Origin of the sequence: Pseudoflavitalea rhizosphaerae (assembly GCF_003991355.1) — a bacterium.
Lineage (GTDB): Bacteria > Bacteroidota > Bacteroidia > Chitinophagales > Chitinophagaceae > Pseudobacter > Pseudobacter rhizosphaerae.
In genome coordinates, this window is the sequence record NZ_RCSU01000005.1 from 289,424 (window position 1) to 313,018 (window position 23,595).

The 23,595-nt window shown below is 40.1% G+C and carries 32 protein-coding genes and 1 pseudogene; 24 read left to right on the plus strand and 9 right to left on the minus strand.

Translation table 11 applies throughout. The features are described from left to right. Positions 1-33: 33 nt before the first annotated feature. From D9Y29_RS11030 to D9Y29_RS11095, 15 genes and pseudogenes are all read left to right on the plus strand, one after another. A complete protein-coding gene (locus D9Y29_RS11030; RefSeq protein ID WP_127127988.1) occupies positions 34-1,857 on the plus strand; it encodes a ParB/RepB/Spo0J family partition protein in 1,824 nt (607 codons plus the stop codon). 75 nt (positions 1,858-1,932) lie between these two features. Beyond that, a complete protein-coding gene (locus D9Y29_RS11035; protein WP_127127990.1) occupies positions 1,933-2,931 on the plus strand; it encodes an ATP-binding protein in 999 nt (332 codons plus the stop codon). A 27-nt stretch (positions 2,932-2,958) separates the two neighbouring features. Next, a pseudogene (locus D9Y29_RS26875) lies at positions 2,959-3,642 on the plus strand (vWA domain-containing protein); the annotation flags it as partial. Between the two features lie 24 nt (positions 3,643-3,666). Continuing rightward, complete coding sequence (locus tag D9Y29_RS26880) at positions 3,667-4,053, plus strand: VWA-like domain-containing protein (protein WP_277601121.1); 387 nt, start codon at positions 3,667-3,669, stop codon at positions 4,051-4,053. A gap of 20 nt (positions 4,054-4,073) precedes the next feature. Further along, complete coding sequence (locus tag D9Y29_RS11050; RefSeq protein ID WP_127127996.1) at positions 4,074-4,913, plus strand: hypothetical protein; 840 nt, start codon at positions 4,074-4,076, stop codon at positions 4,911-4,913. Positions 4,914-4,967: 54 nt separating this feature from the next. Then, entirely contained in the window at positions 4,968-5,252 is a 285-nt protein-coding gene (locus tag D9Y29_RS11055) for a hypothetical protein (protein ID WP_127127998.1), read from the plus strand. A 42-nt stretch (positions 5,253-5,294) separates the two neighbouring features. Then, positions 5,295-5,558 carry a hypothetical protein gene (locus tag D9Y29_RS11060; RefSeq protein ID WP_127128000.1) on the plus strand — a complete coding sequence of 88 codons (264 nt, stop codon included), beginning with the start codon at positions 5,295-5,297 and terminating at the stop codon, positions 5,556-5,558. Positions 5,559-5,780: 222 nt separating this feature from the next. After that, the gene (locus D9Y29_RS27045; RefSeq protein WP_420902511.1) at positions 5,781-5,936 is read left to right on the plus strand and encodes a DUF4326 domain-containing protein; all 156 of its coding nucleotides are present in this window, start codon (positions 5,781-5,783) and stop codon (positions 5,934-5,936) included. A gap of 87 nt (positions 5,937-6,023) precedes the next feature. Continuing rightward, entirely contained in the window at positions 6,024-6,581 is a 558-nt protein-coding gene (locus tag D9Y29_RS11070; protein ID WP_127128002.1) for a hypothetical protein, read from the plus strand. A gap of 49 nt (positions 6,582-6,630) precedes the next feature. Continuing rightward, positions 6,631-6,969, plus strand: coding sequence for a hypothetical protein (locus D9Y29_RS11075; protein WP_127128004.1), 339 nt, complete (start codon positions 6,631-6,633; stop codon positions 6,967-6,969). Between the two features lie 24 nt (positions 6,970-6,993). Further along, positions 6,994-7,365: a hypothetical protein gene (locus D9Y29_RS11080; RefSeq protein ID WP_127128006.1), complete on the plus strand. Its 372-nt coding sequence runs from the start codon at positions 6,994-6,996 to the stop codon at positions 7,363-7,365. Positions 7,366-7,555: 190 nt separating this feature from the next. Continuing rightward, on the plus strand, positions 7,556-7,840 hold the full coding sequence (locus D9Y29_RS11085; protein WP_127128008.1) for a hypothetical protein: 285 nt from the start codon (positions 7,556-7,558) through the stop codon (positions 7,838-7,840). A 69-nt stretch (positions 7,841-7,909) separates the two neighbouring features. After that, entirely contained in the window at positions 7,910-8,212 is a 303-nt protein-coding gene (locus tag D9Y29_RS11090; protein WP_127128010.1) for a hypothetical protein, read from the plus strand. A 145-nt stretch (positions 8,213-8,357) separates the two neighbouring features. After that, positions 8,358-8,528, plus strand: coding sequence for a hypothetical protein (locus D9Y29_RS26520; protein WP_164735368.1), 171 nt, complete (start codon positions 8,358-8,360; stop codon positions 8,526-8,528). A 234-nt stretch (positions 8,529-8,762) separates the two neighbouring features. Continuing rightward, the gene (locus D9Y29_RS11095; protein WP_127128012.1) at positions 8,763-9,041 is read left to right on the plus strand and encodes a hypothetical protein; all 279 of its coding nucleotides are present in this window, start codon (positions 8,763-8,765) and stop codon (positions 9,039-9,041) included. A gap of 1 nt (position 9,042) precedes the next feature. On the opposite strand, the gene D9Y29_RS11100 is transcribed toward D9Y29_RS11095, so the two are convergent. Then, positions 9,043-10,125, minus strand: coding sequence for a PDDEXK nuclease domain-containing protein (locus tag D9Y29_RS11100; protein WP_127128014.1), 1,083 nt, complete (start codon positions 10,123-10,125; stop codon positions 9,043-9,045). 160 nt (positions 10,126-10,285) lie between these two features. On the opposite strand from D9Y29_RS11100, the gene D9Y29_RS11105 reads away from it, so the two are divergent. The 5 genes from D9Y29_RS11105 to D9Y29_RS11125 all read left to right on the plus strand — a co-directional run bounded on the left by D9Y29_RS11105 (position 10,286) and on the right by D9Y29_RS11125 (position 13,209). Continuing rightward, positions 10,286-10,630: a hypothetical protein gene (locus D9Y29_RS11105; RefSeq protein ID WP_127128016.1), complete on the plus strand. Its 345-nt coding sequence runs from the start codon at positions 10,286-10,288 to the stop codon at positions 10,628-10,630. Then, a complete protein-coding gene (locus tag D9Y29_RS11110) occupies positions 10,631-10,879 on the plus strand; it encodes a hypothetical protein (RefSeq protein ID WP_127128018.1) in 249 nt (82 codons plus the stop codon). It abuts the gene before it with no gap. A 115-nt stretch (positions 10,880-10,994) separates the two neighbouring features. After that, entirely contained in the window at positions 10,995-11,573 is a 579-nt protein-coding gene (locus D9Y29_RS11115) for a hypothetical protein (RefSeq protein ID WP_127128020.1), read from the plus strand. Between the two features lie 46 nt (positions 11,574-11,619). Beyond that, positions 11,620-12,252, plus strand: coding sequence for a YkgJ family cysteine cluster protein (locus D9Y29_RS11120; RefSeq protein ID WP_127128022.1), 633 nt, complete (start codon positions 11,620-11,622; stop codon positions 12,250-12,252). 579 nt (positions 12,253-12,831) lie between these two features. Continuing rightward, on the plus strand, positions 12,832-13,209 hold the full coding sequence (locus tag D9Y29_RS11125) for a 5-carboxymethyl-2-hydroxymuconate Delta-isomerase (RefSeq protein ID WP_127128024.1): 378 nt from the start codon (positions 12,832-12,834) through the stop codon (positions 13,207-13,209). A gap of 39 nt (positions 13,210-13,248) precedes the next feature. On the opposite strand, the gene D9Y29_RS11130 is transcribed toward D9Y29_RS11125, so the two are convergent. After that, positions 13,249-13,941, minus strand: a complete 693-nt coding sequence (locus D9Y29_RS11130) for a MarR family transcriptional regulator (protein WP_127128026.1) — start codon at positions 13,939-13,941, stop codon at positions 13,249-13,251. A gap of 127 nt (positions 13,942-14,068) precedes the next feature. Between D9Y29_RS11130 and D9Y29_RS11135 the strand changes: the two genes are divergently transcribed. After that, positions 14,069-14,572 (plus strand): transposase, encoded by a 504-nt coding sequence (locus D9Y29_RS11135; RefSeq protein WP_127128028.1) that lies wholly within the window; start codon positions 14,069-14,071, stop codon positions 14,570-14,572. Positions 14,573-14,687: 115 nt separating this feature from the next. On the opposite strand, the gene D9Y29_RS11140 is transcribed toward D9Y29_RS11135, so the two are convergent. Next, positions 14,688-15,431: an SDR family oxidoreductase gene (locus D9Y29_RS11140; protein ID WP_127128030.1), complete on the minus strand. Its 744-nt coding sequence runs from the start codon at positions 15,429-15,431 to the stop codon at positions 14,688-14,690. Between the two features lie 75 nt (positions 15,432-15,506). Between D9Y29_RS11140 and D9Y29_RS11145 the strand changes: the two genes are divergently transcribed. Next, the gene (locus tag D9Y29_RS11145) at positions 15,507-15,848 is read left to right on the plus strand and encodes a winged helix-turn-helix transcriptional regulator (protein WP_127128032.1); all 342 of its coding nucleotides are present in this window, start codon (positions 15,507-15,509) and stop codon (positions 15,846-15,848) included. Positions 15,849-15,851: 3 nt separating this feature from the next. Here D9Y29_RS11145 and D9Y29_RS11150 read toward each other — a convergent pair whose 3' ends face one another. Beyond that, positions 15,852-16,784 (minus strand): AraC family transcriptional regulator, encoded by a 933-nt coding sequence (locus D9Y29_RS11150; protein ID WP_127128034.1) that lies wholly within the window; start codon positions 16,782-16,784, stop codon positions 15,852-15,854. 152 nt (positions 16,785-16,936) lie between these two features. Between D9Y29_RS11150 and D9Y29_RS11155 the strand changes: the two genes are divergently transcribed. After that, complete coding sequence (locus D9Y29_RS11155; protein WP_127128036.1) at positions 16,937-17,164, plus strand: hypothetical protein; 228 nt, start codon at positions 16,937-16,939, stop codon at positions 17,162-17,164. Between the two features lie 33 nt (positions 17,165-17,197). Here D9Y29_RS11155 and D9Y29_RS26525 read toward each other — a convergent pair whose 3' ends face one another. After that, a complete protein-coding gene (locus D9Y29_RS26525; protein WP_164735369.1) occupies positions 17,198-17,365 on the minus strand; it encodes a hypothetical protein in 168 nt (55 codons plus the stop codon). Between the two features lie 71 nt (positions 17,366-17,436). Continuing rightward, entirely contained in the window at positions 17,437-18,705 is a 1,269-nt protein-coding gene (locus D9Y29_RS11160) for a T9SS type A sorting domain-containing protein (protein ID WP_127128038.1), read from the minus strand. Positions 18,706-19,456: 751 nt separating this feature from the next. Here D9Y29_RS11160 and D9Y29_RS11165 point away from each other — a divergent pair. Continuing rightward, positions 19,457-19,891: a hypothetical protein gene (locus D9Y29_RS11165; protein ID WP_127128040.1), complete on the plus strand. Its 435-nt coding sequence runs from the start codon at positions 19,457-19,459 to the stop codon at positions 19,889-19,891. A gap of 150 nt (positions 19,892-20,041) precedes the next feature. Here D9Y29_RS11165 and D9Y29_RS11170 read toward each other — a convergent pair whose 3' ends face one another. The 3 genes from D9Y29_RS11170 to D9Y29_RS11180 all read right to left on the minus strand — a co-directional run bounded on the left by D9Y29_RS11170 (position 20,042) and on the right by D9Y29_RS11180 (position 23,595). After that, positions 20,042-20,962 carry a phosphotransferase family protein gene (locus D9Y29_RS11170; RefSeq protein ID WP_127128042.1) on the minus strand — a complete coding sequence of 307 codons (921 nt, stop codon included), beginning with the start codon at positions 20,960-20,962 and terminating at the stop codon, positions 20,042-20,044. Between the two features lie 14 nt (positions 20,963-20,976). Further along, positions 20,977-22,185, minus strand: a complete 1,209-nt coding sequence (locus D9Y29_RS11175) for an MFS transporter (RefSeq protein WP_127128044.1) — start codon at positions 22,183-22,185, stop codon at positions 20,977-20,979. A gap of 261 nt (positions 22,186-22,446) precedes the next feature. Continuing rightward, entirely contained in the window at positions 22,447-23,595 is a 1,149-nt protein-coding gene (locus D9Y29_RS11180) for a cytochrome-c peroxidase (protein WP_127128046.1), read from the minus strand.

Sequence of the window (23,595 nt, forward strand, 5' to 3'; positions counted from 1 at the left end):
ATTAGTATTCAAAAATCAATTAAAAATTTAAACATGGAAACTTTAGTTCAGACTAAGGATGAAATTCTCATGCGTGTACCAATCGAAAAAATTGTGCCTGATCCTGATCAACCAAGAAAAACATTCAATAGGGAAAAAGATCAGGAGTTATTTGAAGCAATTAAACAAAAGGGTATCATACAATCTCTATTACTACGACCGCATAAGAATGGCTATATGATAGTCTGCGGCGAACGTCGATTCCACAATGCAAAAAAGGCAAATTTGGTAGAGGTTCCCGCCATTGTTCGGAATTTCACAGATGAGGAAGCCAGAGTTATTCAGCACATGGAAAATATACAAAGAGAAGATGTTAACCCGATGGAGCAAGCGATTAGCTTAAAAGTTCTAATTGACAAGGGCAAGAAATCTATCGAAGATATTTCTATTGAAACGGGTAAAACAGTCTATTTTATACGACAGAACATCAAGTTAAATGATCTTATTCCAAAGTGGCAGCGTATGGTATCATTATCCGCCATTCCCATCAAACAAGCCTTATACATTGCTCGATTACCTATTTCTGCACAACAGGAATTATATAATTCCAAAGTAAGTAAAGAGGACGAAAAGTCTGCAAGCCCGCAAATTTATATAAACACTAGCCTGATTGAGAAGTATCAAGGATTTCTTTCAGAAGCTGCTTTTAATGTTTCCGATACCACGTTATGCTCAAAAGCAGGTGCATGTATTGGATGCCCGTTCAATACAGCGAGTGTGTCCCTTTATCCGGAAGATGTAAAAAATCCTCGTTGTACTAATTTGACTTGTTTTAACAATAAGACTTCCTTGCATATTGAAAGGGAAATTAACAATTGCAAGGAAGATCCGTCGATTCCTTTCATTTATAAAGGGTATGGTGAATTCGAAATGATTGAAAAATTAAAAAGTGAAGGCTGTCAAATCCTAAAAGAAGGCTATGGCGCAGAATGTAAATTGGTGGAAGTCCCTGAACAACCAAACGAAGAATTATTCTTAGCGAGAGCTAGAAAAAATGGCATGCCCAACACTAGAGCCCAGAAAGAATTCAAGGATAAAATTAAATCTTTTAATGACAGGAAGATCGCTTTTGATAAAATGGTTGCCTCCGGAAAATATGTAAAAGCATTCATGGTAGAAGATCATTCAGGGAACAGTGCTGGTAAGTATGTATATATAGAGCTTACTCCTATAGTAAAGAAGACCAAGAAAGTTAACACGAAGAAAGATGGGGTTACGCCAGTGGAAATTCAAAATGAAATTAAACGAATTAATGATTGGGATAAACTGAAAAGACAAAAGGATCAGGAGCATATACAAGTAGCTATTTCTAAAGCCTTCATAGGTTATGAGAAAATAGACTCATTGCCTTTGAAGCCTTTACCATGCGATACAGCCGTAATAAATCATCTGATGTTAGAATTGCTACCCTGGCATAAGCGAGAAAAGATTTTCAAGATTTTGAAAACTCCAGATTTGTATAATTCAAAAAGTTTAGAGGCATATTACAATGCTCTTTTAAAACTTACAAAAACGCAAATCACATTTATTCTTCGACATATTTTCTTAGAGAAATATAGCACAAACATGCCTAATAATCCATCCGGGTACCTATTTAGGATGATTGCAGAACAAATGAAGTGTTTCCCTATTAACGAAATTAAAGCTGCTCAAGCAGAGAAAGCTAAGAAAAGGGAAGCAAACATGAAAGTAAGAATTTCAGTTTTACAGGAGCAAAAGGCGGAATTATTGAAAAAGGGAAAAGTGAAACCTACAAATAGTAATATGCCGAAAATTAGAAATTCATCAAAAAGGAAAGTGGCAAAGAAAGCGGCGTAAAACCTTTTCTCAAATAGATACAGAGGCAGGACGAAAGTTCTGCCTTTTTCAATTTAATCAATAAACAGTTATTGTATGAAACCATCTGAGATACAGGAGTATTTAATTTTCTGTATGGAAAACCGATTTCCGGCATTAATCACCTCAAAACCGGGCTGCGGAAAATCTGATATAATTATTAATTCTGCACGCCGGCTTGGACAAAACATTATCATTTCGCATCCGGTCGTAAGCGACCCAACAGACTATAAAGGGTTACCGTTTCCAACAAAAAAAGGAGTTGCTGACTTCCTCCCGTTTGGTGATTTGCATCAATTAATTGTAGCCCAAGAACCTACAGTTTTCTTTTTGGATGATTTAGGACAGGCAGCACCGGCAGTACAAGCAGCTTGTATGCAACTGATATTGACACGACGAATCAATGGTCATGTCATTAATGACCAGGTTACTTTTATTGCAGCTAGTAATCGAAGACAGGATAAAGCAGGTGTCCGCGGAATATTAGAACCAGTAAAATCACGTTTTGTTTCTATCGTTGAGCTGACAGTTGATACCGATGATTGGGTTAAATGGGCCATCCAGCATAATATGCCGACTGAATTGATAGCATTCGCCAGATTCAAACCTTCCATGCTTGATGAATTTAATCCAACACAAGATCTAGTCAACTATCCATCACCCAGGACCTTTGCCAATGTAGGTAAACAACAATTAGCAGGACTTGTTGAAAAATTGGAATTTGAAGTTTTTAAAGGTGCTGCTAGAGAAGCTTTTGCTACAGAGTATCGGACGTTCTTAAAGATTTACCGAGAATTACCTTCTGTGGATCAAATTATTCTCTCTCCAGGCACTGCTATTATGCCTGACGACCCAGGAGCCCAATATGCAATCTCCGCTGCATTAGCAAGGAAACTATCTGATAGCAATATCAAATCCATCATCACATATCTAAAACGCTTACCTGATGAGATAGGTGTTGCTTGCATTAAAGATGGAGTTACACGATCTCCTGAAGTAGCACATACCCGCGAGTTCATTGAATGGTCAACAGAGAAATCTGATTTGATGATTTAATCATATTATAATGAATTATGTTGAAAAATTAAAAAAAGCAAGAATTCAATTGATTCTCGATCATCCTTTTTTGCTTCACTTGCTTTGAGACTATCTTATGTTGAAGACAAGGAAGTTCGAACCACAGTCACTAATGGAACTAGCATAAGGTACAACCCCTCTTTTATCGAAAATTTACCTATTAAACAGATCGCTACTGTCATTGCCCATGAAGTTTTACATATTTCCTCTTTGCATCATTTAAGGCGAGCTAACAGAGATAAAGCTATTTGGAATAAAGCTGCGGATTATGCCATTAATCCATTGCTAAAAAAAGCAAAGTTTCAGTTGCCGGATGATGCTTTATTGGATGATCGGTTTCAAAATATGAGTGCGGAGCGTATTTACGCAATTTTGAAAAAAGAGGATATTTCTGATGGGTAGGATAGTTCTATACCACAGGATATCGGAGGCATGGGAGATGTAGACGACCTGCCTGAAGTAGAAAATAAGCAAGAAGCTGAAGCAAAGATAAAGCAGGCTATAACACAAGCAGCAATGACTGCGCGTGCTCAGGGAAATCTTCCGGACTTCATTGAACGAATAGTATCTGAAACTATTAAAGCTAAGGTTAGTTGGCGGGAAACACTTCAAAGATTTTTTACGGAAGTTGTTAAGGATGATTATACCTGGACCAAGCCATCTGCCAGGTACTTACATAGTTGCCTTTATCTTCCTTCACTAGAAGTTCCGCGAGTGGGAGCCACAGTACTAATAGTCGATACCTCTGGTAGTATATCGAATGACCGCATTAATGCTTTTGGTGCAGAAATACAGGAAATAACTTCGTCTTTCAAAATTCCCCTTACTGTTATCTATGTTGACACAAAAGTTCAAGCTGTTCAGGAATTAGATCCAGACGAACCAATTTGTCTTACTCCCAAAGGGGGAGGCGGAACTGACTTTAAACCCGGGTTTGAATTTATCGATGACCATAATCTTTATCCCGAAATAGTTGTGTATTTAACTGATGGAGAATGCCTATCGTTCCCCCCGGCTCCCGAATATAATATACTCTGGGCTCAATTTGGAGATTTTGACTTCGATCCACCATTCGGAGAAGTTATTCAGGTTACAGATTAATTCATCTAAAACAAAATGTTATGAAAGATTTATCACAATGTGCAATGTTAGCCAATTTGAACATTAAACAATGGTCAGGCAGGAAAAACGATAAAAAGATCACTCATGAAATTGAAAAGGAGCATAATGCTACAAATGCTGGCAATTTTAATAAAATACTTATCAGTGATGATGAATTGAAAGGAATTCAAAAAATAGCATCTGCTGCTAGAAACTATTTTTATGAATCTACGTTACCCTGGGGAGATAATGGAGATCGATTACTTCCCTCTCAAAATATCTTTACGTTTCTTCAAGAAATCAGAAAATACAGAGAAGAATTTGAAGAAGCATGTGCAAATTTCGTGAAGCTATTTCCTGAATTAAAAGAACATGCAAAAAAGCGATTGAACGGAATGTATAGAGAAACTGATTATCCTTCAGTACCAGACCTTGCTAAAAAAATCGATCTCAAAGCGGTAACAATGCCAATAGCAGACCTAGAAGATTTTCGCATAAGAGTAAGTTCCCTTGATGAAATAGTGCTTAAAAAGCAAATTGAAGATAGTATTAATGAGCGTATTTATCAGGCAACACAGGACATATGGGAGAGAATTCAAAAAGTAATCCATCATATGTATGAAAAACTTTCTGACCAAGAAGGAAAATTCAAAAACTCACTTGTTACAAATATTGAAGATTTGATGGACTTATTACCTCGACTAAACTTTACTAACGATCCTAATATCACCGAGATGATCGCTAGTATGAAACCATTGATTGTAGACCCTGACACATTACGAAATGACTATTCAGCTAGAATGAAAACAACTGAAAACGAGAAGACAATACTTGATAAAGTAAGTGATTTCTTAGGCTAAATACATAAAGGATAGCCGCCTTCTATACTCTCAGTTATCATAAAAACTAATAAAATGAAAACAATTTCCGATTTCCAAAATAGAATGAAGTTGGGAGTAAAAGTAAAAGCCAAACTATTTAGGAAAGTAAACAATGAGCATATTTTAGAAAAAGATTATGGCGAAAGAGAAATCTCTATACACCAAACCAATCAATTTGCTCTAAAAACTATCATTGGAGATAAGATCACCAATAGTTGGTGCAGTTGGCCTACCCAAAAGCAGTTCCATCCGATTTCAGAAAACGAAATTGAAATTCACTTTGAATCTGGAAAATTAGTTTACACATTTCTGGATTAAACTAGATAGTGTATATTTTTAAACATTCCTAAATAGAATTTTATGAGCAATAATTATGTAGATATTAAAGTAACTATTTGGAATCGATTATGCTTCAATGAAGGGATTGATATGTCGAAGCTAGTCGAGATATTAGAGGCCAATCCGGTTGAAGTAATTATGAATGAAGAGAATGGGTTAGTTGAAAGCAGGGTTTTATTAGAAACAGAAGAGCTTATGCAGCCGTGTGAAAATGATGGACAATCTACTATCGAAGTGTATAAGTCTAATAAAATGATTTGGAATAATGCTATAATTCATTCTTGATCTCAAAATGAAGTGAAGATTGGTTTCTTCTATACCCACACGGCCTTCAGGAATCTGAAAAAATGACCAATAAGATCGTTGCAGTTTACACTATACTAACAAAAATTCATTGATGCAGACTACTGCAATCTATCAGGATATAGGAAGATCTGGAAAGGGAGAAGATGGATATTTGGGAAACCCAATAAGACTTCAGCCCGGTGAATCGAGGGGGGGAGCACGATTCAAAAATTTAAGGATTACTTCTATAAGAGATTAAAAACTGACCAGGAGTTCAAAGATAGGATTCATCAGTTAAAAGGTAAACGTTTGGGATGCTTTTGTAAGCCATTCCCATGTCATGGAGATGTAATAGCGGCCTACCTCAATAGTTTTTAAATTCTTTCTGATTTCACATTTCAAGCCCGGATGCGCAATTGTATCCGGGCATTTTCATCTTCTCCATTTGCAAAATACCGAAGAATTATGTCACATCTAAAAAAGTATTCACTCTATGATATGTTGGGAGATCTTGGCATTTATTTTAATTGGTCAATTAATGCACTTGTCCCAATCAAACTAAATGCAGCCGACAATTATTTTAAAATACATAAGGACACAGTAATTAGAGTTAGCCAAATGCTTCTTCAACAAATTATGTTTATGCCAACAGAAATTTATCGAGGCATTCTGTTAAAAAAAGCTGTTACTACTCTTGAACCCCATCCGGAAATGGAGCATTTATCATTTACGGAAGATATTAATGTTGCCAAATATTTTGCTAGTATTGATGGATTCGGAAGTGACAAAGTAAATCTGAATCTACTGCTGGGCGAATTCGGACACCTTATTAAGTACACCCCTTTTACTACCGAAGTTCTATTTCATCATAAGTTTTTGGATATACTTCCGTATACAGAAGCTTTGGCTAAAGTCAACTTCATACCACATGGGCACGTCGAGTGGTTGAAGGAACAAAAGGAGATTACAATCTTACAACCAGTAAGGCCATTCTATAATATACAGTTGTACACACATGAATGATTTGTCTACAGGTTTTTAAACTCTAATGTTTTTTAAAAAATATTGTAAAATGAAAGCTGAAAAAATTCAAGAAGTGTTTGCTAGGGCAAGGGAATATATTCTCGATGGAATTCTTTATTTCTATAAGAAAGTTGATGATAAGAATTATGGAGTTGTACTTCTTCCAAATCCTGTTGATCTTTCTGATGGTTCTGGTAATTACATAACAGGAATTGATATCGAATTTAACGACGTAGAGATCACACTACTTTTTCATCAAAAAAATGAGTATGATGATCCCGAAGATCCGCAATATCTCCATCATTTAAAGATCGAAGAACTTATTGAAGTCCTTTCAGAATTAGAACAACTAACCGGTTTGGAATTTGATCAGTCTTTTAATTTTTAATTTAACAAAAAGGAAAACTATTGTATGTCAAATTCAACAAAGCGAAAAGGATACCGATCTCCTAAAAATGGACACCTTGGAGTTTATACATTGTGTTCTGGACCTGATCCATCCGGGCCCATTCCAGGTGAAAGACTAATTATTGTAATCTATGATAAGGAGGACAACATTGTACGAAAATTGGAACAGGTAAAAGGAAATTGTTTCGATGAAGGGTACATTGACTTTTTCAATTCTTTGCATTGCCGTCCGTCTGTTCATGAATACTACATGGTAGACACTGATAAAGATGGAAATAAGCAAATACTTGCAACCCATAAATCACCTTCAGAAGCTATTCTATGGCTAAAAGAGAACGTGCCTATATGGGTGCAACTACATGGTTTGTCACAATAAGAAACTATACCCTTTGTCAATTAGTTCGTAATTACTTATTTCTTGTTTAATACTTTTATGTTTTACTAAGAAGCTCGAATATAGAATACAATGTTCGGGCTTTATTATTTATAAAAGCTCATTATGAATCAGTTTGTTTCTGCATCAATAATGCTCAATGGTCTACTATTAAAATCAATACGCAATTATTATGAATAAAAGACTTATCAATATAATTGCCTGTGCTTTCTCAAAAATTTTAAAAGAATGGTTAACATACGAACAGCTTTCCTTTATTAATAAACGTAACGATTCCGAAGGCTTTAATAGCAGTTTTTGTGCCTCTCATCAATTTTGCGATGCTAACATGGCTATGAATGAAGCTTTCCGTAGGGTATTACAAAGAGACGCTAATGTTAATTGTTGTAAAGATACAAGCATATGGAATGAGGCATGGGACATTGCAAAAAAAGAACATTTCTTTATTGAACCTTAATAACTCAAATGCTATTGAATTAATGCTCTTTTATTGAAAGAAATTCAATAGGGACAAAAGAATATGCTTATGCTTTACCTACACCTATTTCATGGAAGATTCGATCCCAGTCAAGAAATGGATGATTGGGGGTTTGACGGCCCCGTAATTGGGCCAGTTAATATTTCATGGACTTATGGAAATATTAAAGTACACGGCGAGAATTGTACTGGTTTTGTTGAGTTGCAATTTTCAATAGGAGGAGATCTTATTTACTTTGATGGAAGTTATTATGGAGATTTTGAAATATGCGAATCTGAAGATGATATAATTGAGAAAAGTACTGTATTATCATTCGATCAATTTATGAAAGCTTCTCCCGGATATATTTGATGACATGCTATAATTACTATTAGGATAATGGCATATTGCTCTTCAGAAAGAACCTTCTATTAATGCATAGCGATCCTTCAATCTGCCACACTATTTACAGATGTGAAAATAAATAAATTTCAATTAAAACCTAAATTTTATCTATATGCGACAAACATTCTATGCGCGAATCAAAATCATAATTGATTCAGAACTTTCAGTTAACGAAGTTCTTAAAGAATTAGAGCAAAATTCATTTTATTCAATTGATTCTACAGAAAACGTTGTTGTAATGGACACCGAATGGCTTGAAACAACTTATAATAATGAAAATTAGCCACTTAAAACCTGGAACTAAGCTAATGTGGGATGCTCCCACTAACGAATTGATTGATCCTGAAAAGAGAATAATTCATCCTGTCATCATTGGACACAAGCACTATGACCGACCTTGGGTAAAAGTGCATTCTGATTTGAGTAGTAACTGGATGGGGCCAGAACAGGAATATCTTAGATATCCTACATCCGAAGAACTTAATACATTAACATGGCCCGAATTAAAATGACTTCTATGAAACAAGAAAAAATAAAACTCATTAAAATAATTACCGGGCTTTATCATTTAACCGAAGAAAAGGCCTATAAAGATGTTGCTTTTAAGAAGTATATCCATTTGTCAACTGATAAAGGCAAACGTATTACAGGAATCAGTATGTCTGATGATCTTAAAATTATTTACCACCTGGAAGATACTAACCTAGTTTCCTTTGGATGGAGTGATATAGCGGAATTGGAGATTAACATGCTGAAAAAAATTAAAAAAGAGCTTCAAACACTGAATGGACTTTAATTTATTTCTCCCCTAAGTTATTTTTATTCTGCAATCCTTTCATCAATTCTTCAACTGACGGTAGGCTACCTTTAAAATCATTTGGGACTTCTTTGGTTAACCTGTACTCTGAAACTCCCACGGGACTTTTTAGATTTCGCAAAGCATATTCCACTACAATTTTGTCAGAACTCTTACACAATAATAATCCTATTGTCGGATTATCGGATGGTAGCTTTAATTGTTGGTCTATTACAGAAAGATAGAAATTTAACTGACCGACAAATTCAGGTTTGAAGGGACAAATTTTAAGCTCCACGATTAAGTAGCTATGCAAACGCGAATGGTAAAAAAGTAAATCAATGTAGAAATCATTGTTACCGACCTTCAGTTGGTATTGTTTTCCCATAAATGCGAATCCTTGACCAAGTTCCAGGAGCAATCGTTGAATCTGGTCAATCATCGCATTTTCAAGATCTCGCTCTTTTGCCTCCTTTCCAATGGTCAAGAAATCAAAAATGTATGGACTTTTTAAGGTTGCGCGGAGGAGGTCAGCTTGCGGTTGTGGGAGGGTGGCCGCGAAATTATGCTGGGCGCTTCCTTTTCTTTGGTAAAGATTTCCCTTTAGTTCCCTTAGGAGATCGGCCCTTGACCAATTATTATTTATAATTTCCTGGATATAAAATAAAGCTTCAGTTACATTCTTACACTTTGTAATTATTTCTCGGTGATGCCCCCAGGGTATTTCTACAATAAGTCCTAATACTGTATTTCCTTGTTCCGGCAATTGTGCCGCAGCTTGTGGCACAATTGAGCCCTGAGAGTAAAATGACACCCATTTGCGAATATAAAAAACGTTGCGGGTTGAAAATCCACTCATTTCAGGAAAAGCCCGACCAAGATCTGTCGATAGTTGGGGAATAAGGGCATCGCCCCAGGAAGCGACCTTTAGTTTTTCCTGAATTTGCTGGCCTAAGTGCCAGTAAAGGGTCAAAAGTTCCCTGTTGACTTGCAAGGCTGCCTTGGATTGAGCTGCACGGATTTGCCTTTTAAGACCCACTAACCATTCCTGATAAGAATGATCATTTAGAAATAGATTGTTCATTGCCTGTAAGCTTTATTTATGAATCGCCTGCAGGTAGGAAAAATAAGTTATGGCAGTGTAAAAATAATGCTGATTCTATAGAGAAGTTACAGGTCAATTTTATTTGAATTCATTTGATCCACTTTGAAATGAAAAATTGAAAAACAAAAATCTAATAGGTATGAGAAGAAAAGTAATAAAAAACAGAAAAAACAATGAACCAACGGAATATTACCTGGCGGGAGATCTAATTACAATCCTAGATGTAGGTGAATTTCCCAGTTTGCTACTAACCATGTGGGAGGAAGAGGATGAAATCAGAAGAACATTTAAGTTATGCGCTGTGACGGCAGAATTTATTTACTATGCAGATGAAGAAGAAGGGGATGCTAGTGGAAACACAGTGATGTTAAATAGGCAAATGGAACTAGTATCTGACAACTTTCTTGCATCTAACGATCTCGTTGGTTTGGTAGAGAACAATATTGAATTATTATGGATTTCAGATGCTGTGAAATATTGGTAAATGGAAGAGTTTTTCAGGCCACAACTCATTACACCTGAAATTGAAGGTCTTCTCAATGGATGGGATGTAGAAAAGCTCACAGATAATGAGAAGACAGTTTATTTCAGATATAGGTATAGTGGACCTGTAAAATATAGCAAATCGCAATCGCTTATGGCTGTAATGGCTGTGGAGCTGGGTCTGGGTCAGGACAATTACAGTGATCAGCTTGCTGCTATATTGGAGATGTTGATGGGAAAAAAATCTTAGTGTGCTTTAAGCTGTATGAGGTACTTAGATGGCCTAATTATTGCTGTAAATAAGCATTTTATAGCTATTAATTTGTATTAATTTAATAAGTTTACTATATCTAAATCATCATCCAATGAAATCTTTAATTTCTAACCTATTGTCTGTTGTTTTTACCTTTCTAATAGCTGGTTGTAGTGATAAGCTGACTAGTAGCAAGGCCGAAAGAATTATTAAAGAAGCCATCAAATTCCCTGTTACAGAAAAGGAAAGTTTTGAGCATGGACTAGTAATTCATGATTGGGATTCACTTCCTCGAGTATATTATAGGCTTTCAGAAAAAGGTATGTTTTCGGTCGAATATATTGGTGACCGTAGTGGATTTCCTTTCGGACATGAATACTTATTTAGGGTGACGCCTTCCCTCGAATCGAAGAAATATTACACTGAGGGTAATCCCAAAAAAGACGAGCAAACAAGCGAATTGAAATATAAGAGCTGGTTTAAAACTTGTGATGTTGAATTTGACGATATCAAAGAGATTCGTGAAATACCCGCTTTCAACGGTGCCGAAATAACCTACCAGGTAAAAAGAATCAACTTTACGCCATTTTGGGAGGTTTATCTCGATGGAACTTTGCCTAAGCGAGATACAATTCAATTAAAAGGATTTTCTGCCTTAAAAACTAATGACGGCTGGAAAGCTGCGAGGTAATTAAATTCGACGTACTTTCGTCTGAAATATTCGGATTATTTAAGATATGAGTTATGCTTCTGTATATATTACTCCTGAACTAAATATGGCATTGGGACTCAAACCTGGATTTGGGGAGAATGAGGAATTACATCGAAAAATCGTTCAGTTTATTGAGGACTATCAGACCAGATTCTTAAGTAATTGGAATGAGAATAAAGGGGAAGCCATATTATCTGCTTTCCGATCATTGGATGAAGTATTCAATAAAAGAGAATTAAGGAAAGGTAAGGTCAGCTGTAAAAAGGGATGTTCATTTTGCTGCAATTTGAATGTTAGAATATCAAAAATTGAAGCAATTGTAATTGCAGATTATTGCCGGCAAAATGGTTTCTCAATTTCCCCCCACTATTTAGAATCAAAATTAGCCATAAGTGAATCAGATTTTCCTTTAAGCCAAGTAAAGAGATGTGTCTTTTTGAAAAACAATGAATGTTCAATTTATGAAGTGCGACCATTTGCTTGCAGAAGGTATCTTGTGAAATCCAATCCTGATTACTGTAATCTTGAACAAGGTCTTTTGGAAAAAGTAATTAGGTATGTCAATATCGACGCAGAATTGTTCATTTCTGCTCTATTGCCAATATTTGGCCGTGAGGAAGGGCGATTACCTGAAATGATGCTTCCTTTTGCGCAGTAGTCCATGAACCGCCTACTAGGTCCGCATAGTCAATTTTACACCCTTTTGGGAAGTTTACTTTAGCCGAAGCCTTGCCAATGACTGATACTGTCCAAATCAAGATTTTTTCGGCTTTAAATGCTCTACAATTTCCTCGATTCTTCACAGTCTATTCCTTTCTAATGATGCTTCCCAGTCACTTTTTCAATAATTTTTCATACTAATCCTCATTAATAGGCAAGTCAGAAATAATTGTCTTTCATGCATATTATACTGTATTATGTTATTTTATATCTTCGCACTGATAATAACTATGGCTTAAACCGATTCAAACAGGTATAATTGTGGAGGGTAGGAAATCGGGTAGGTTTTTGAAATATAGAGTTGTAAAACATTGATATAGAAATGATTAGTAACGCTTTTTAAACTCCCAGCGGGATCACAGAAAGCTACGTTATGCGTAGCTTTTTTCATTTTAAGCTGCATTTTGGAAAACAAGGCTGCAATACCTGTTCCTATCGCACGAAAATATTCCGCAATTTTTCCCCCCTTTATTTTGTTACTTCGCCTAAATCATTCAACTCAAAACTGCTTCATCCTATGCCACATTTTGTAATAGAATGTTCAAGCAATGTGTTGGCTATGCAGCCGGCAGCTATTATAATGAACACCGTTTATGCCGCTGCCGATTCCACCGGCTTGTTTGCTCCGAACGACATCAAGGTCCGCATCAATAGTTACGATAATTATTTACTTGGCGAAGGAAAGCAAAGCTTCCTGCACATTTATGCTGGTATAATGGAAGGCAGGACCACCAGTCAAAAAGCGGCACTCTCCAGTCTTATCATACAAAAGCTGGCACTGCTGCTTACTGATGTTTCATTCCTATCTATGAATGTCAGTGAATTTGAACTGGCCACCTATTCTAACAGATCGCTGATCAACCCCCTCAATACAGACAGGAACAGGCATTTCTGATTTGTTGTTTGTTCCAGGATTTGCTTGTCCATTTAAAAATCATTTCTTTCGTCTTGCATCTGAAAATTCACTGATCCTTTTTTTCTGTTCCTGCTCCAGCTGAGCCAACTTTTCTTTTCCCAATGTTTCAACGAGGAGGTCGTCTATCGATTTATTCCTTGAGCCTGATAACAATTCCTGGTGAATGCGTTCAGTATCCTTAAGGATATTGATTGTAACTTGTTTGTCTTTGTAATCAATATCGTTATACATCAGCAGGGTAGGTTTGTAGAGCAGTTGATAGAGCCTGAAGAGTGTTTTTTCACCAGTCCTGGTAATGCTTACCAGTTTTGCCCTCTTATCCCCGGGGTCTCTTCGTTCTGTGATGTATCCGTGTTTTTTCAGCTTGTTGAGAATATCGATGCCTGTGGTTTGTTCTGTAAAGTTGTATTGTATTACCTGCGTTTTCTTTACTTCCTTCAGTTGATAAATGGAATTCAGGAAATAAAACCATTCCAGTTCAAATCCGGGTATCTCCTGTAAAGCCATTTTTGAATAAACAGTATGCATGCCAGCAAGCCTTCCAACCAGTTTTGCAAAAACTGTATCGAGGTCCGGTGGCGTAAGTCCATCGAACAAATGGCTATTACTCTCTTTTGCCAGGAAATACATACAGAATTCAGTTGCTGAACTGGCCGGATGTTTTTTGGTGTACTCCTCCCAGGCCGTGATCAACTTAATTAGTTCACTCATAATAAAGGTCTGATTCGATGTAAATTTAGTCTAAAAAGGCCTGAAATCTTATAAAGTTGTTTTTATTACGTAATTTTACATCGATATGGATGTATTATTAGATGCATTACATCGAAAATATATTAAAATGGAAAACATAACTACCAATTATCTCTCGAGAGCGGAGCTTTGGCTTTATATCACTACCCTTGTCTATTTTCTGATGAATGGGGCTCAAATCTTTGAAACGCTGGTATTCGTTCCCAAATGGACAACATCCCCTCCAGACAATTTCAGGCTATTACTGAGCGGGCAGGGAGCAAGCCTGAAGAACTTTTGGATCATCTTACACTCGCTGCATGAAATAACTTTTATTCTGGCTATCATATTTTGCTGGAAGATTGAATTTGCCAGGAACTGGTTGCTGATCTTGTTTATTATTCATTTTGCAGTAAGGGTCTGGACGCTGGCTTTCTTTGCGCCTAATATTATCAGTTTTCAGAAGATAGCGGAAACGCGATCAGTGGCGGAGAACCTGGTGAGTAAAACATCTCTTTGGCAAATGCTCAACTATGTTCGGGTGTCCATTTTTATCGCTGTGTCCATTGGTCTGATTCCATTATGTATCCGGATGGCCAATTTGCGTCATTGATCCTTTCGGATCCCCAACTGTCTGTAAGTTCATTTTTCGCTTCATTCAGTTTTGCAGTCAGGTTCAGGGCTTCATTGTCATCTGATTGATAATTCACTTTGCCTATTCGGTAAGATCATAAAGTCATTCCGCCATCGATCACAAATTCTGATCCTGTAATAAAGTTGGCATTTGCGCTGCTCAGGTAGCATACCATTTGTGCAACATGTTCTGCTGTGCCGATCTGTTTGAGCGGGATTTTTTCCTGCAGGTTATTATACAGCGCTTCCACGCCGGCAGGGTCCAGTCCTGCTTTGCCCAGTACTTCAGTGCGGGTAGGGCCGGGGCTCACCATATTCACCCTGATCCTGCGGGCTGCCAGCTCGCTGGCGGCAGTTTTGGAAATGGAATTCAATGCCGCCTTGCTGGCCTGGTATACTGAATTATTAGCGCTGTGCATACTTGCTACAATAGAGGAGAGCATCACCACAGAAGCGCCATCGTTCAGTAAGGGAATGAATTGCTGTAATGTGAAATAAGCTCCCCTGAAATTAACGTTCATTACATTGTCGAAGTTCTCGATGCTGGTGGTTTCGATAGGGCCGCCAGTTCCTGTGATGCCTGCGTTGACGAAGAGTATGTCCACTTTTCCATATTCGGCCTCCACATGTGTTTTCAACCGCTGTATATCTTCCAGGTTTGCCTGGTCTGCCACGAAGGGGATGGCGCCCAGTTCGGTTGCTGCTTTTTCAACAGCTTCTTTTCTTCTTCCGGTAATGATCACAATTGCTCCCTCGGCTATCAATGCCTTTGCCGTTGCGTGGCCGATTCCACTGTTCCCGCCGGTTACTATTGCCAGCTTTTTGATGAATCTTTTCATTTTTCTGATTTTAATGCAAAGCTATGGGGAAAGTGGTATAATTTTGTAACCAGTATCACCAAGTATACCACAACTATGTACAGGAATCAGTCAGAAGAATACCAGGCGCTACAGGATACGCTGTATGTGATCGGCGGCAAGTGGAGAATTCCCGTCATCAATTCCATATGCAATGGCAATACGCGATTCAGGGAAATTGAAAGAAGTATTCCAGGTATTACAAGAAGAATGCTGTCCAGGGAATTGAAAGATATGGAGCTGAACAAGCTGGTGAAAAGGACGGTGTATGCAGGCCCTCCGGTGGAGGTAGAATACACATCAACCGATTACTGTAAATCATTCGGTGGCATTATCCTGGAGATGATCAAATGGGGGAGAGAGCACCGCAAAGAGATAACGAAAAAAAAGAAGCAGTAATTGTCAGCGGCGAGTGTACATAATGCAGTCTTTATAGGCTTTGGGCGTGATCCCTTCCAGTTTCCTGAACAACCTGATGAAATAGTTCACGTCGCTGAACCCGCATTGGGCGCTCACGGAACCCACGCTGTTACCGGAATCGGCCAATAATTGCTTTGCAAGTTTCATCCTTTCGCTGTTGATATAGTCAAGCGGTGTGATGCCAAATTGTTCCTTGAACCATTTGAAGAATACATTCCGGCTGAGATACACCTGTTTGCTCAGTGCATCCACCGAAATCTTTTCGGTTAGGTGTTCCTGTATGTAGTGCAGAATAAACTGTGCTTTACCCTGATTGTTATTGCTGTTTTTCTCTGTTGAGATCCGTTTCAGGTATTGGCTTTGGACCAGCCTGATCAATAATTCCTTCATGGCCAGGTCTGCAAAAATATCCTTGGCAAGTTCACCGCTGCTGCAAACGCGGATCAGTTTATTGATGATACTGGAAATCTCATTGTCGTTCGAAAAATGATACTGGCTGAACTGGAGCGTCCATTCATGATCATCTGCCTCCGTATTGTAATAGGAATTCATGAAGTTCATGGTCTGTTTCACATAGGAAGCGTCTACTGCAAGGGCTATGCATTGTGTGGGGTTTTGCATATCGGCTTCGGGAAAATCAATGACCATCGATTTGTTTGCGGGAACGATCAATGTTTCGCCGGGAAGGTATTCAAACGTGGGCTCATCATAAAGATGCATCATCTTTTTACCTCTCACCATACTGGTAATCACCAGGTCGTTAAAAGTGAGGGGGACATGATAGGCGTTCTGATAGGTCTCGAATACATTGAGTTCACAGTTCTTCATATTGAACACGCGCCGGTTCTCCACGAGTGTCTGCAACTGTTTAGGATGAGTAAGGTTGATTTTGGAGAGGTAGCTTTTGATCGGCATTCATGTCGGTTGTAAAAACAAGTTAAGGAATATTGTAATACGGTGGGACAAGAAAAGTACGATCGTGCTATTAAAAAACACGAAAGTGAGGCGGGTTTGATGAGGAATCAATGAAATTCACGTAGCAAATTCTAACGATAAATCTTGCTGATATGAGTGTCTCAACAGCATCAGGGCCCAGACCTGCTGTGGCATCCCGCCCACAGTTCATAGAAAAATCCGATCACTACATTGGTGGCGCCCGGGTGGCCTCTTCGGGCGGGAATTACTTCAGCAATATTTCTCCCATCGCCGGCATACTATTCACTAAAGCCGCGAGGGGTAATTCAAAAGATATAGATCCCGCGATCGATGCTGCAACAGAAGCATCAAAAGCATGAAGCAAAACGTCGGCCGGTTACCGCAGTAACCTCTTATTGAAGATTGCCCAGGTCACGGAGGATAACCAGGAATACCTGGCTATCGCAGAGACCATCAACAATGGAAGAGCCTCCGGGAAACAAGAGCTGCATTTTCCATTGTTGATAGCGTCTGCGGCAGAAGGATGACCTTCCCGTGTTGTTCGTTGTATTGTGGTGCATACAGCATGTTATAAGGGGTGTTCCTGATAAAGAATCAGAACACCCCTTTTGCTATTTTCAGAATTACCGAATTACATTTTTACAAGCGAAACCGTTTGACTGCGGTCCTGGTTTCCCTGGAAATAGAGGAAGTATTGTCCGTTGTTCACGCCGGAAAGGTCCATCGCAACACGGTTGTCGCCTTTCTGAACAGTTACCGGAGTGCGACGCACCAGGCGTCCGCTATTGTCGATCACCATCAGTGTGCCTTGCTGCGCCTGTTGTGTGGAGATCACTACAGCAGTATTGCCTCCGCGAACGGGATTGGATTGCAGCGCCAGTTGAAATCCGGTGGAGAGTTGCTTCACCATTACGATGGAGGAATAGGTAGTTGTGCCATCGATGTCAACCATCTTCAACCTGAACCATGAATTATTGGGAAGCGCTACAGTGCTGCGGTATACGCTTGGACGGTTATTGGCCGGCACTTCTTTCACGGCCGCGTAATCGCGCCCGTTGCTGCTTTGTTCGATGAAGAATGACCTTACCTGCTCTTCATAGCTGGTGCTCCAGGTCAGTTCTGCCTGATCGCCTTTGCGGCTGCCGGTGAATGATGTGAGTGTCAATGGTAACGATGTAGCACAACCGGCACTGTTGGCGGTTACAGGAGCCGGACCCGTAATGTTTGTAGATGGTGCTGATGCGCCGGTTTTCTGATGGATCCTCAGGCTGGCAGTATTGGTGATCCTGTTGTTGCCACCGAGCGATACATCGAAACTCATACAGGCAGTTCCAACCGGAACTGTAACGAAATCTGCCGGGTTATTGAAAATCGTTCTTGCATGGAATACAGAGCCTGAGCCCATTTGCATAGTTCCGCTGTTCACGGTTACATTCACAAATGACATGACGCCGTTATTGTAAAACGAACCGCCGTTCAAATGCGTTGTTGGCCCCGCAACTGTGAGTAAGGCGCCGTTATGATTATAAATCATTCCTCCAAGAAAGGCATTGGTGCCAAGGGTTAGATTGCCGTAGTTGATCAGTTGCATGCTTCCACCCATATTGAACTGGGAGTTGATGGTAACTGTTGCTCCGTTATTGATAATGAGCACTCCGTTATTGAAATTGAAATTGTTGAAAGTGGAATTGCCACAGATAATGAGTCTACCTCCGTTAAGGGAAACATTTGAGAAATTACCGCCTGAAGTACTAACATAGTAGTCGCCTGAATTGATGGCAGAATTCGAAGTAAGCGGTGTTCCTGAGCATGTGAATGCAGGAAGAGTAGGGGTAGTTTGAGACATGACCATGTTGCCTGCGCCAATGCACAGCATCAGGATCCAAAGGGTACGATACATAATAATAGTTTTAGGAATGGTAATTCCCAGGACGATGGTGATCAACGATGGCTTTCAACGGATGGAATTAATCCTGTAAGAAACTACTGAACAAGACAAATGGTTACATAGAGATTACATAGGAGAACTAGAGAACGACAGGTAGAGCGATAATGGTATTGAGAGATAAGGAGGGTCTTCTAAGGAGATTTCGATTATGATGCAAAGCTACTACTTTCTTTGATAAATGCAATATGTAAGCGCTTACAGGCCTTGTTAAAATTTTCTAATTAATGGAACGAATAAGATGATCATTGTTACCTCAAAATTCTTATTATCAAGGTCAAGTGTAATTTTATGAATGATAAGACGCAGTCTGGTAAAGGTTTTCGGCCTGTCTATAAAATTTCACCTATGTGAGATAAAATAGAATTCCACTGTTATTCCTAACCATTCCTGTGCCAGGAACTTCTATGTGTATTTAGAATTTCTACTACAAGACAGGTGTTCGTTTTTTATAGACCCCGGGGTCTGTTTTGCAATTTGCGGCTGATTTGAAAATAACGTTAAGCAATAACCGAAGATTGATTAAAATGTTCAAATATTCACTTGAATACATTTCAATGTTGTCAACGGTAAACAGCTATTCTTTTTAAGCGGGTTCAATGGGAAGGCTTGCCGCAGATTTTTATACCTTTATGGAGAAATCACAGGACCCTGTGTCAATCCGGAAACGGATGGCCCCTTCTAAAACCATATAAGAAAACGAAACATGTTGTCTTCAAAAGTCATAGAATATTGTAAAACAAAAGGCTGGTGGTTCGAGCAGCTCTCGCAATCTTATTCGGATGTGATGAGGGATCTGGGTATTCCCTCCGAGGCTGCCTTTGCGCAGTTTTACAGCCATGCCGAGGATGGACCGGTATTTCACAGCAGGCGCCGCGATATTTACCAGATCGGATGGTTCTCTGTCAATTCACAGTATAAGCTCGATATAAAACGTACGCATGAATTGCTCCATCTTCCGGATGAATACCTTCCGCTGGACAGTTTTGAGGCTGAATCGGGTTTCTTTTACAACCGCGTTACCGGTGAGGTGGCGGAACTAAGTGCCGGCAGGAAACTGAACGAGTTTCTTGTGGGCGATGCATCGCCGCAATGGAGATCTTTCAATGATTTCCTGGAATGGTATTTCGATCTGAATTAAGATTTATCCTTCAAAAAGCCTGGTCTTCCAACCGACAGGGTCCGTGAAATGCAGCATTGCTGTTTTTGAACTTCAGAATGAAAGTGCCGATGAAAATCAAAAGACCTTATTTAGGTTGCATCAACCTTGAATACGAATATGGCCACGAGGTTACAAATTCTCCATCGCCCATCTTTCCATTTCCTGGTATTCTTTCTCTTCCTTCCTGACTGTATGGATATGCATATGGAACAATGTATAGTGGATATTATAGCATTGTAGTCTTTTATCGAAATTCAATACTTCATTTCCGTTTTCTTCTTTTCTCTTTTTCCATAAATCGATATAGGATATACCTGTGCGTTGCATCCAGGGTTCGCACATATGCACAAGGTCGTATAACCGATCACCCAGCATCATTTCAGCCCAGTCGATCACGGCAGCCACTTTGCCATCTGGCGTAAGCAAGAGATTATCGAATCCATAATCGCCGTGCAGTACCTGTTTCTCTTTCGGGAAGAAAGGAAAGCAGGTTATCATTTTTTCCAGGAGTTTTTCGAAAAGAGGACCATTCAGCCAGGTTTTGGCTGCGAGTTCCTGCCAACTGGCGGGATATTTTGAATTGTGGATCGCCAGGAGAAATGTTTCCCAGGACTCGAAGAGGCCGTTGCCATTGGCGCCGGTGTATCCCCAACCGCTCAATTGGTCAACAGGCAGCTGATGGATAAGATCGAGCTGGTTGAGAATTGTATTGGCCAATGGAAGTTTTAAAGGAAGGTCCTCCGCAAGCAAAACGCGATCTGATGGGATCCCATCCACAAATTCCGATACACAATAAAAATAATCCCCGTTGAAATTACCGGTGGATTTGATCTCCGGAACAGGAATGGTTTCACTGTTGAAATGTTCCCAGGCAAATACATCTTTCTGAAAGTCCAGCGGATGCTGGTTGATGCGCAGCACCAGTTTCTCTTCACCTGTAAAGAACGTAAGGGCCTGCGACCACCATCCATCGGCCACAGGCTCTACATCGTGTACATAATTATATTTCATTTCCAGGAATTCCTGGATGGTATTTGTATCGAAGTGCATTTTCAAAGATACAGTTACTCGCTGAGAACGGGCTCCGGCTCCGGTTGTCGATTGCCGGCAGGCGTCGTTTCTAACTCAGTTGTAGCAACAGGTTTCTTCTGTGTATAAAAACTCATGCCATAGGCAAGGAGGAGTAAAGGCACCGCCATCCAGATCACCTGTTTTGTACCGTAGTGTGCAATTACATAACCGCCCAGTAAGGAGCCTGCAGTTATACCTGCATTGTAGAAAGAAGGCAACAGGCTGTTTACCAGCTCCAGCGATTGTTGCGGAACATAAGCAGTGAGATGGATATTCGCTGCCAGGAATCCGCCCGTATGAATGAAGCCCCAGATGCTCAGGATGATCACCATCGGTACAAAATATCCACCGAACTGGAAAGCGAGGATATGCGTGAGTACCAGCGACAATAGAAAGATGCGGGTTGTGAGCATCACGTTCTTACTGAGCCAGATGCCCATTGCCCAGTTGCCCGCAATGCCTGCTCCGCCAAATACCAGTAACATGATACTGATCTCTGCGCCGCTCATTTGCGTGATCTTGTTCAGGAATTCCGCCAGGTAACTATAAGTAGCAAACATACCGGCCAGCATCACAAGTGTAGTGCTGAGCTTGATCCAGAGAAACGGACTGCGAAGGATCGGGTCGGATACATTACTGCTGCGTTCCTTCGATACAGGCATGCTGGGTACCAGTAATATCATGCCTGCGAATGCAATAAGATTGATGAAAGCAGCCAGGTAGAAAGATGCCTGCCAGTTAAAGAGATCAGCCATATAGGTGGTGAGCGGAACGCCCAATACGGTTGCGATGCTCAGTCCTGCCATCACTGTCGCCACTGCTTTTGGCGCATCTTTAGGTCCAGCTTCGCGTGCTGCTACAGAAGCGGCCACGGCCCAGAACACAGGATGCAGGAAGGCGGGGAGTATACGTGCGATCATCATGAAAGTAAAGCTGGGCGCAAATGCTGAGAGGATATTCGATACTACAAAAACCGCCAGCACCAGGGCAAGGATCGTTTTGCGGTTGATCCTGGCTGTTAGGGCAGTTGTGAATGGGCCCGTCAGCGCCACGGTGAGTGCAAATGCACTCAAAAGCCAGCCAGCTGTATCGATGGAAATACTGAACTCCTTTGCCAGTGCAGGAAGTATGCCGATCACTCCAAATTCGGTTGTAATAATCCCGAATGCTCCCAATGCCATAACATAAATCGACCTGTTCATTTTTTTGCTTTGATTAAGTGAATGAAATAGCTGCCTCCCGGATGGGAGTGATTTCATATAGCATCGTTGATGTGTGGATGGTTGTGTTGCAATACGAGGATACAAAAGTATAGAAATATCGAAATACTTCAATGAATAATTTTCAGGGATCAGGGAATGCAGGTTGGGTCAGTATCCATTTTAACAGTAAAACTGACCAATGGAGTAACATTGGTCGGGAAAAGGAAATAATAAAATAATGGAAAGAAGGAGCCTTGTAAGTTATTTTGGTAGCACCGGCTGCCGCATTTTCCAGGGCTCAGCCGTAATGCTGTTGAGATAAGCGATCAGGTCCTGAATTTCATTTTTCGTGAGGTTCAGTTTCTGTAAAAGCGTATCCGTTTTGGGAAAGAGGGGATCGTTCTCCTGGTTGGGTTTTCTTTTCGGTTGTGGCATACCGGCATTGTACATATTCATCACGCCTTCTATATTATCGAACAATCCGTTGTGCATCCAGGGCCTGGTGCGGATCACATCACGTAGGGAAGGTGTTTTGAACTTGCCTATATCTTCGGCTTTGCGGGTGATATTGTACTGGCCGAGATCTTCGTATTCACGGCCATAATAGGTAAGTCCGATATTATGGAATTCGTTATCAGTAAGCAATGGACCATTATGGCAATTCATGCAGCGGGCCTTTGTCCTGAAGAGATGGAGCCCCCTGAGGGCTGCATCGCTCATAGCTTCTTTTTTCCCTTCCAGGAAGCGGTCGAAATCAGCTTTACGGCTTACCACGGTACGTTCGAACATTGCAATGGCTTCTGCAATGCGATCGGCAGTTACATGATCGTCGCCGAAAGCGGCTTTGAAGAGGGGGCTGTAACCTGAGATCTGTCCGATTTTTGAAGGCACCAGCGCCATATCGCTATGCATTTCGATCTCACTGTTAACTGGGCCGAACACCTGGTCTTCCAGGCTATTGGCGCGGCCATCCCAGAACAATTGTTTAGCATACCAGATATTGAAGATGGTGGGCGTATTGCGCTGGCCGGTCTGGTGGTCATGGCCTACAGCGCGTTCGCGGCCGTCAGTCCAGCTGAGATCGGGAACATGACAGGAAGCACAGGAGATCTGTCCTGATCCGCTGAGACGGGGATCGAAGAAAAGCATTTTGCCCAGATCGATTACCGGTTGTTGCTGACCGGTAGGATTCTTCAGTGGCCCATCGGGCAGCCTGCCGAGCTCTTCCCAATTCACACCGGCATCAACATGAGGCGCCGGCCATTGTGATGAAGGCTGGCTGTATACGATGCGGAGACTATCCGCAAACGGATCATTTTCAAACCAGGGCTTGTATTCACTGGTGAATGAAAGTAAACAGGTAGACAATAACAAAACAAAGCCAGTAAGAATAATGATCCGCTTCTTCAT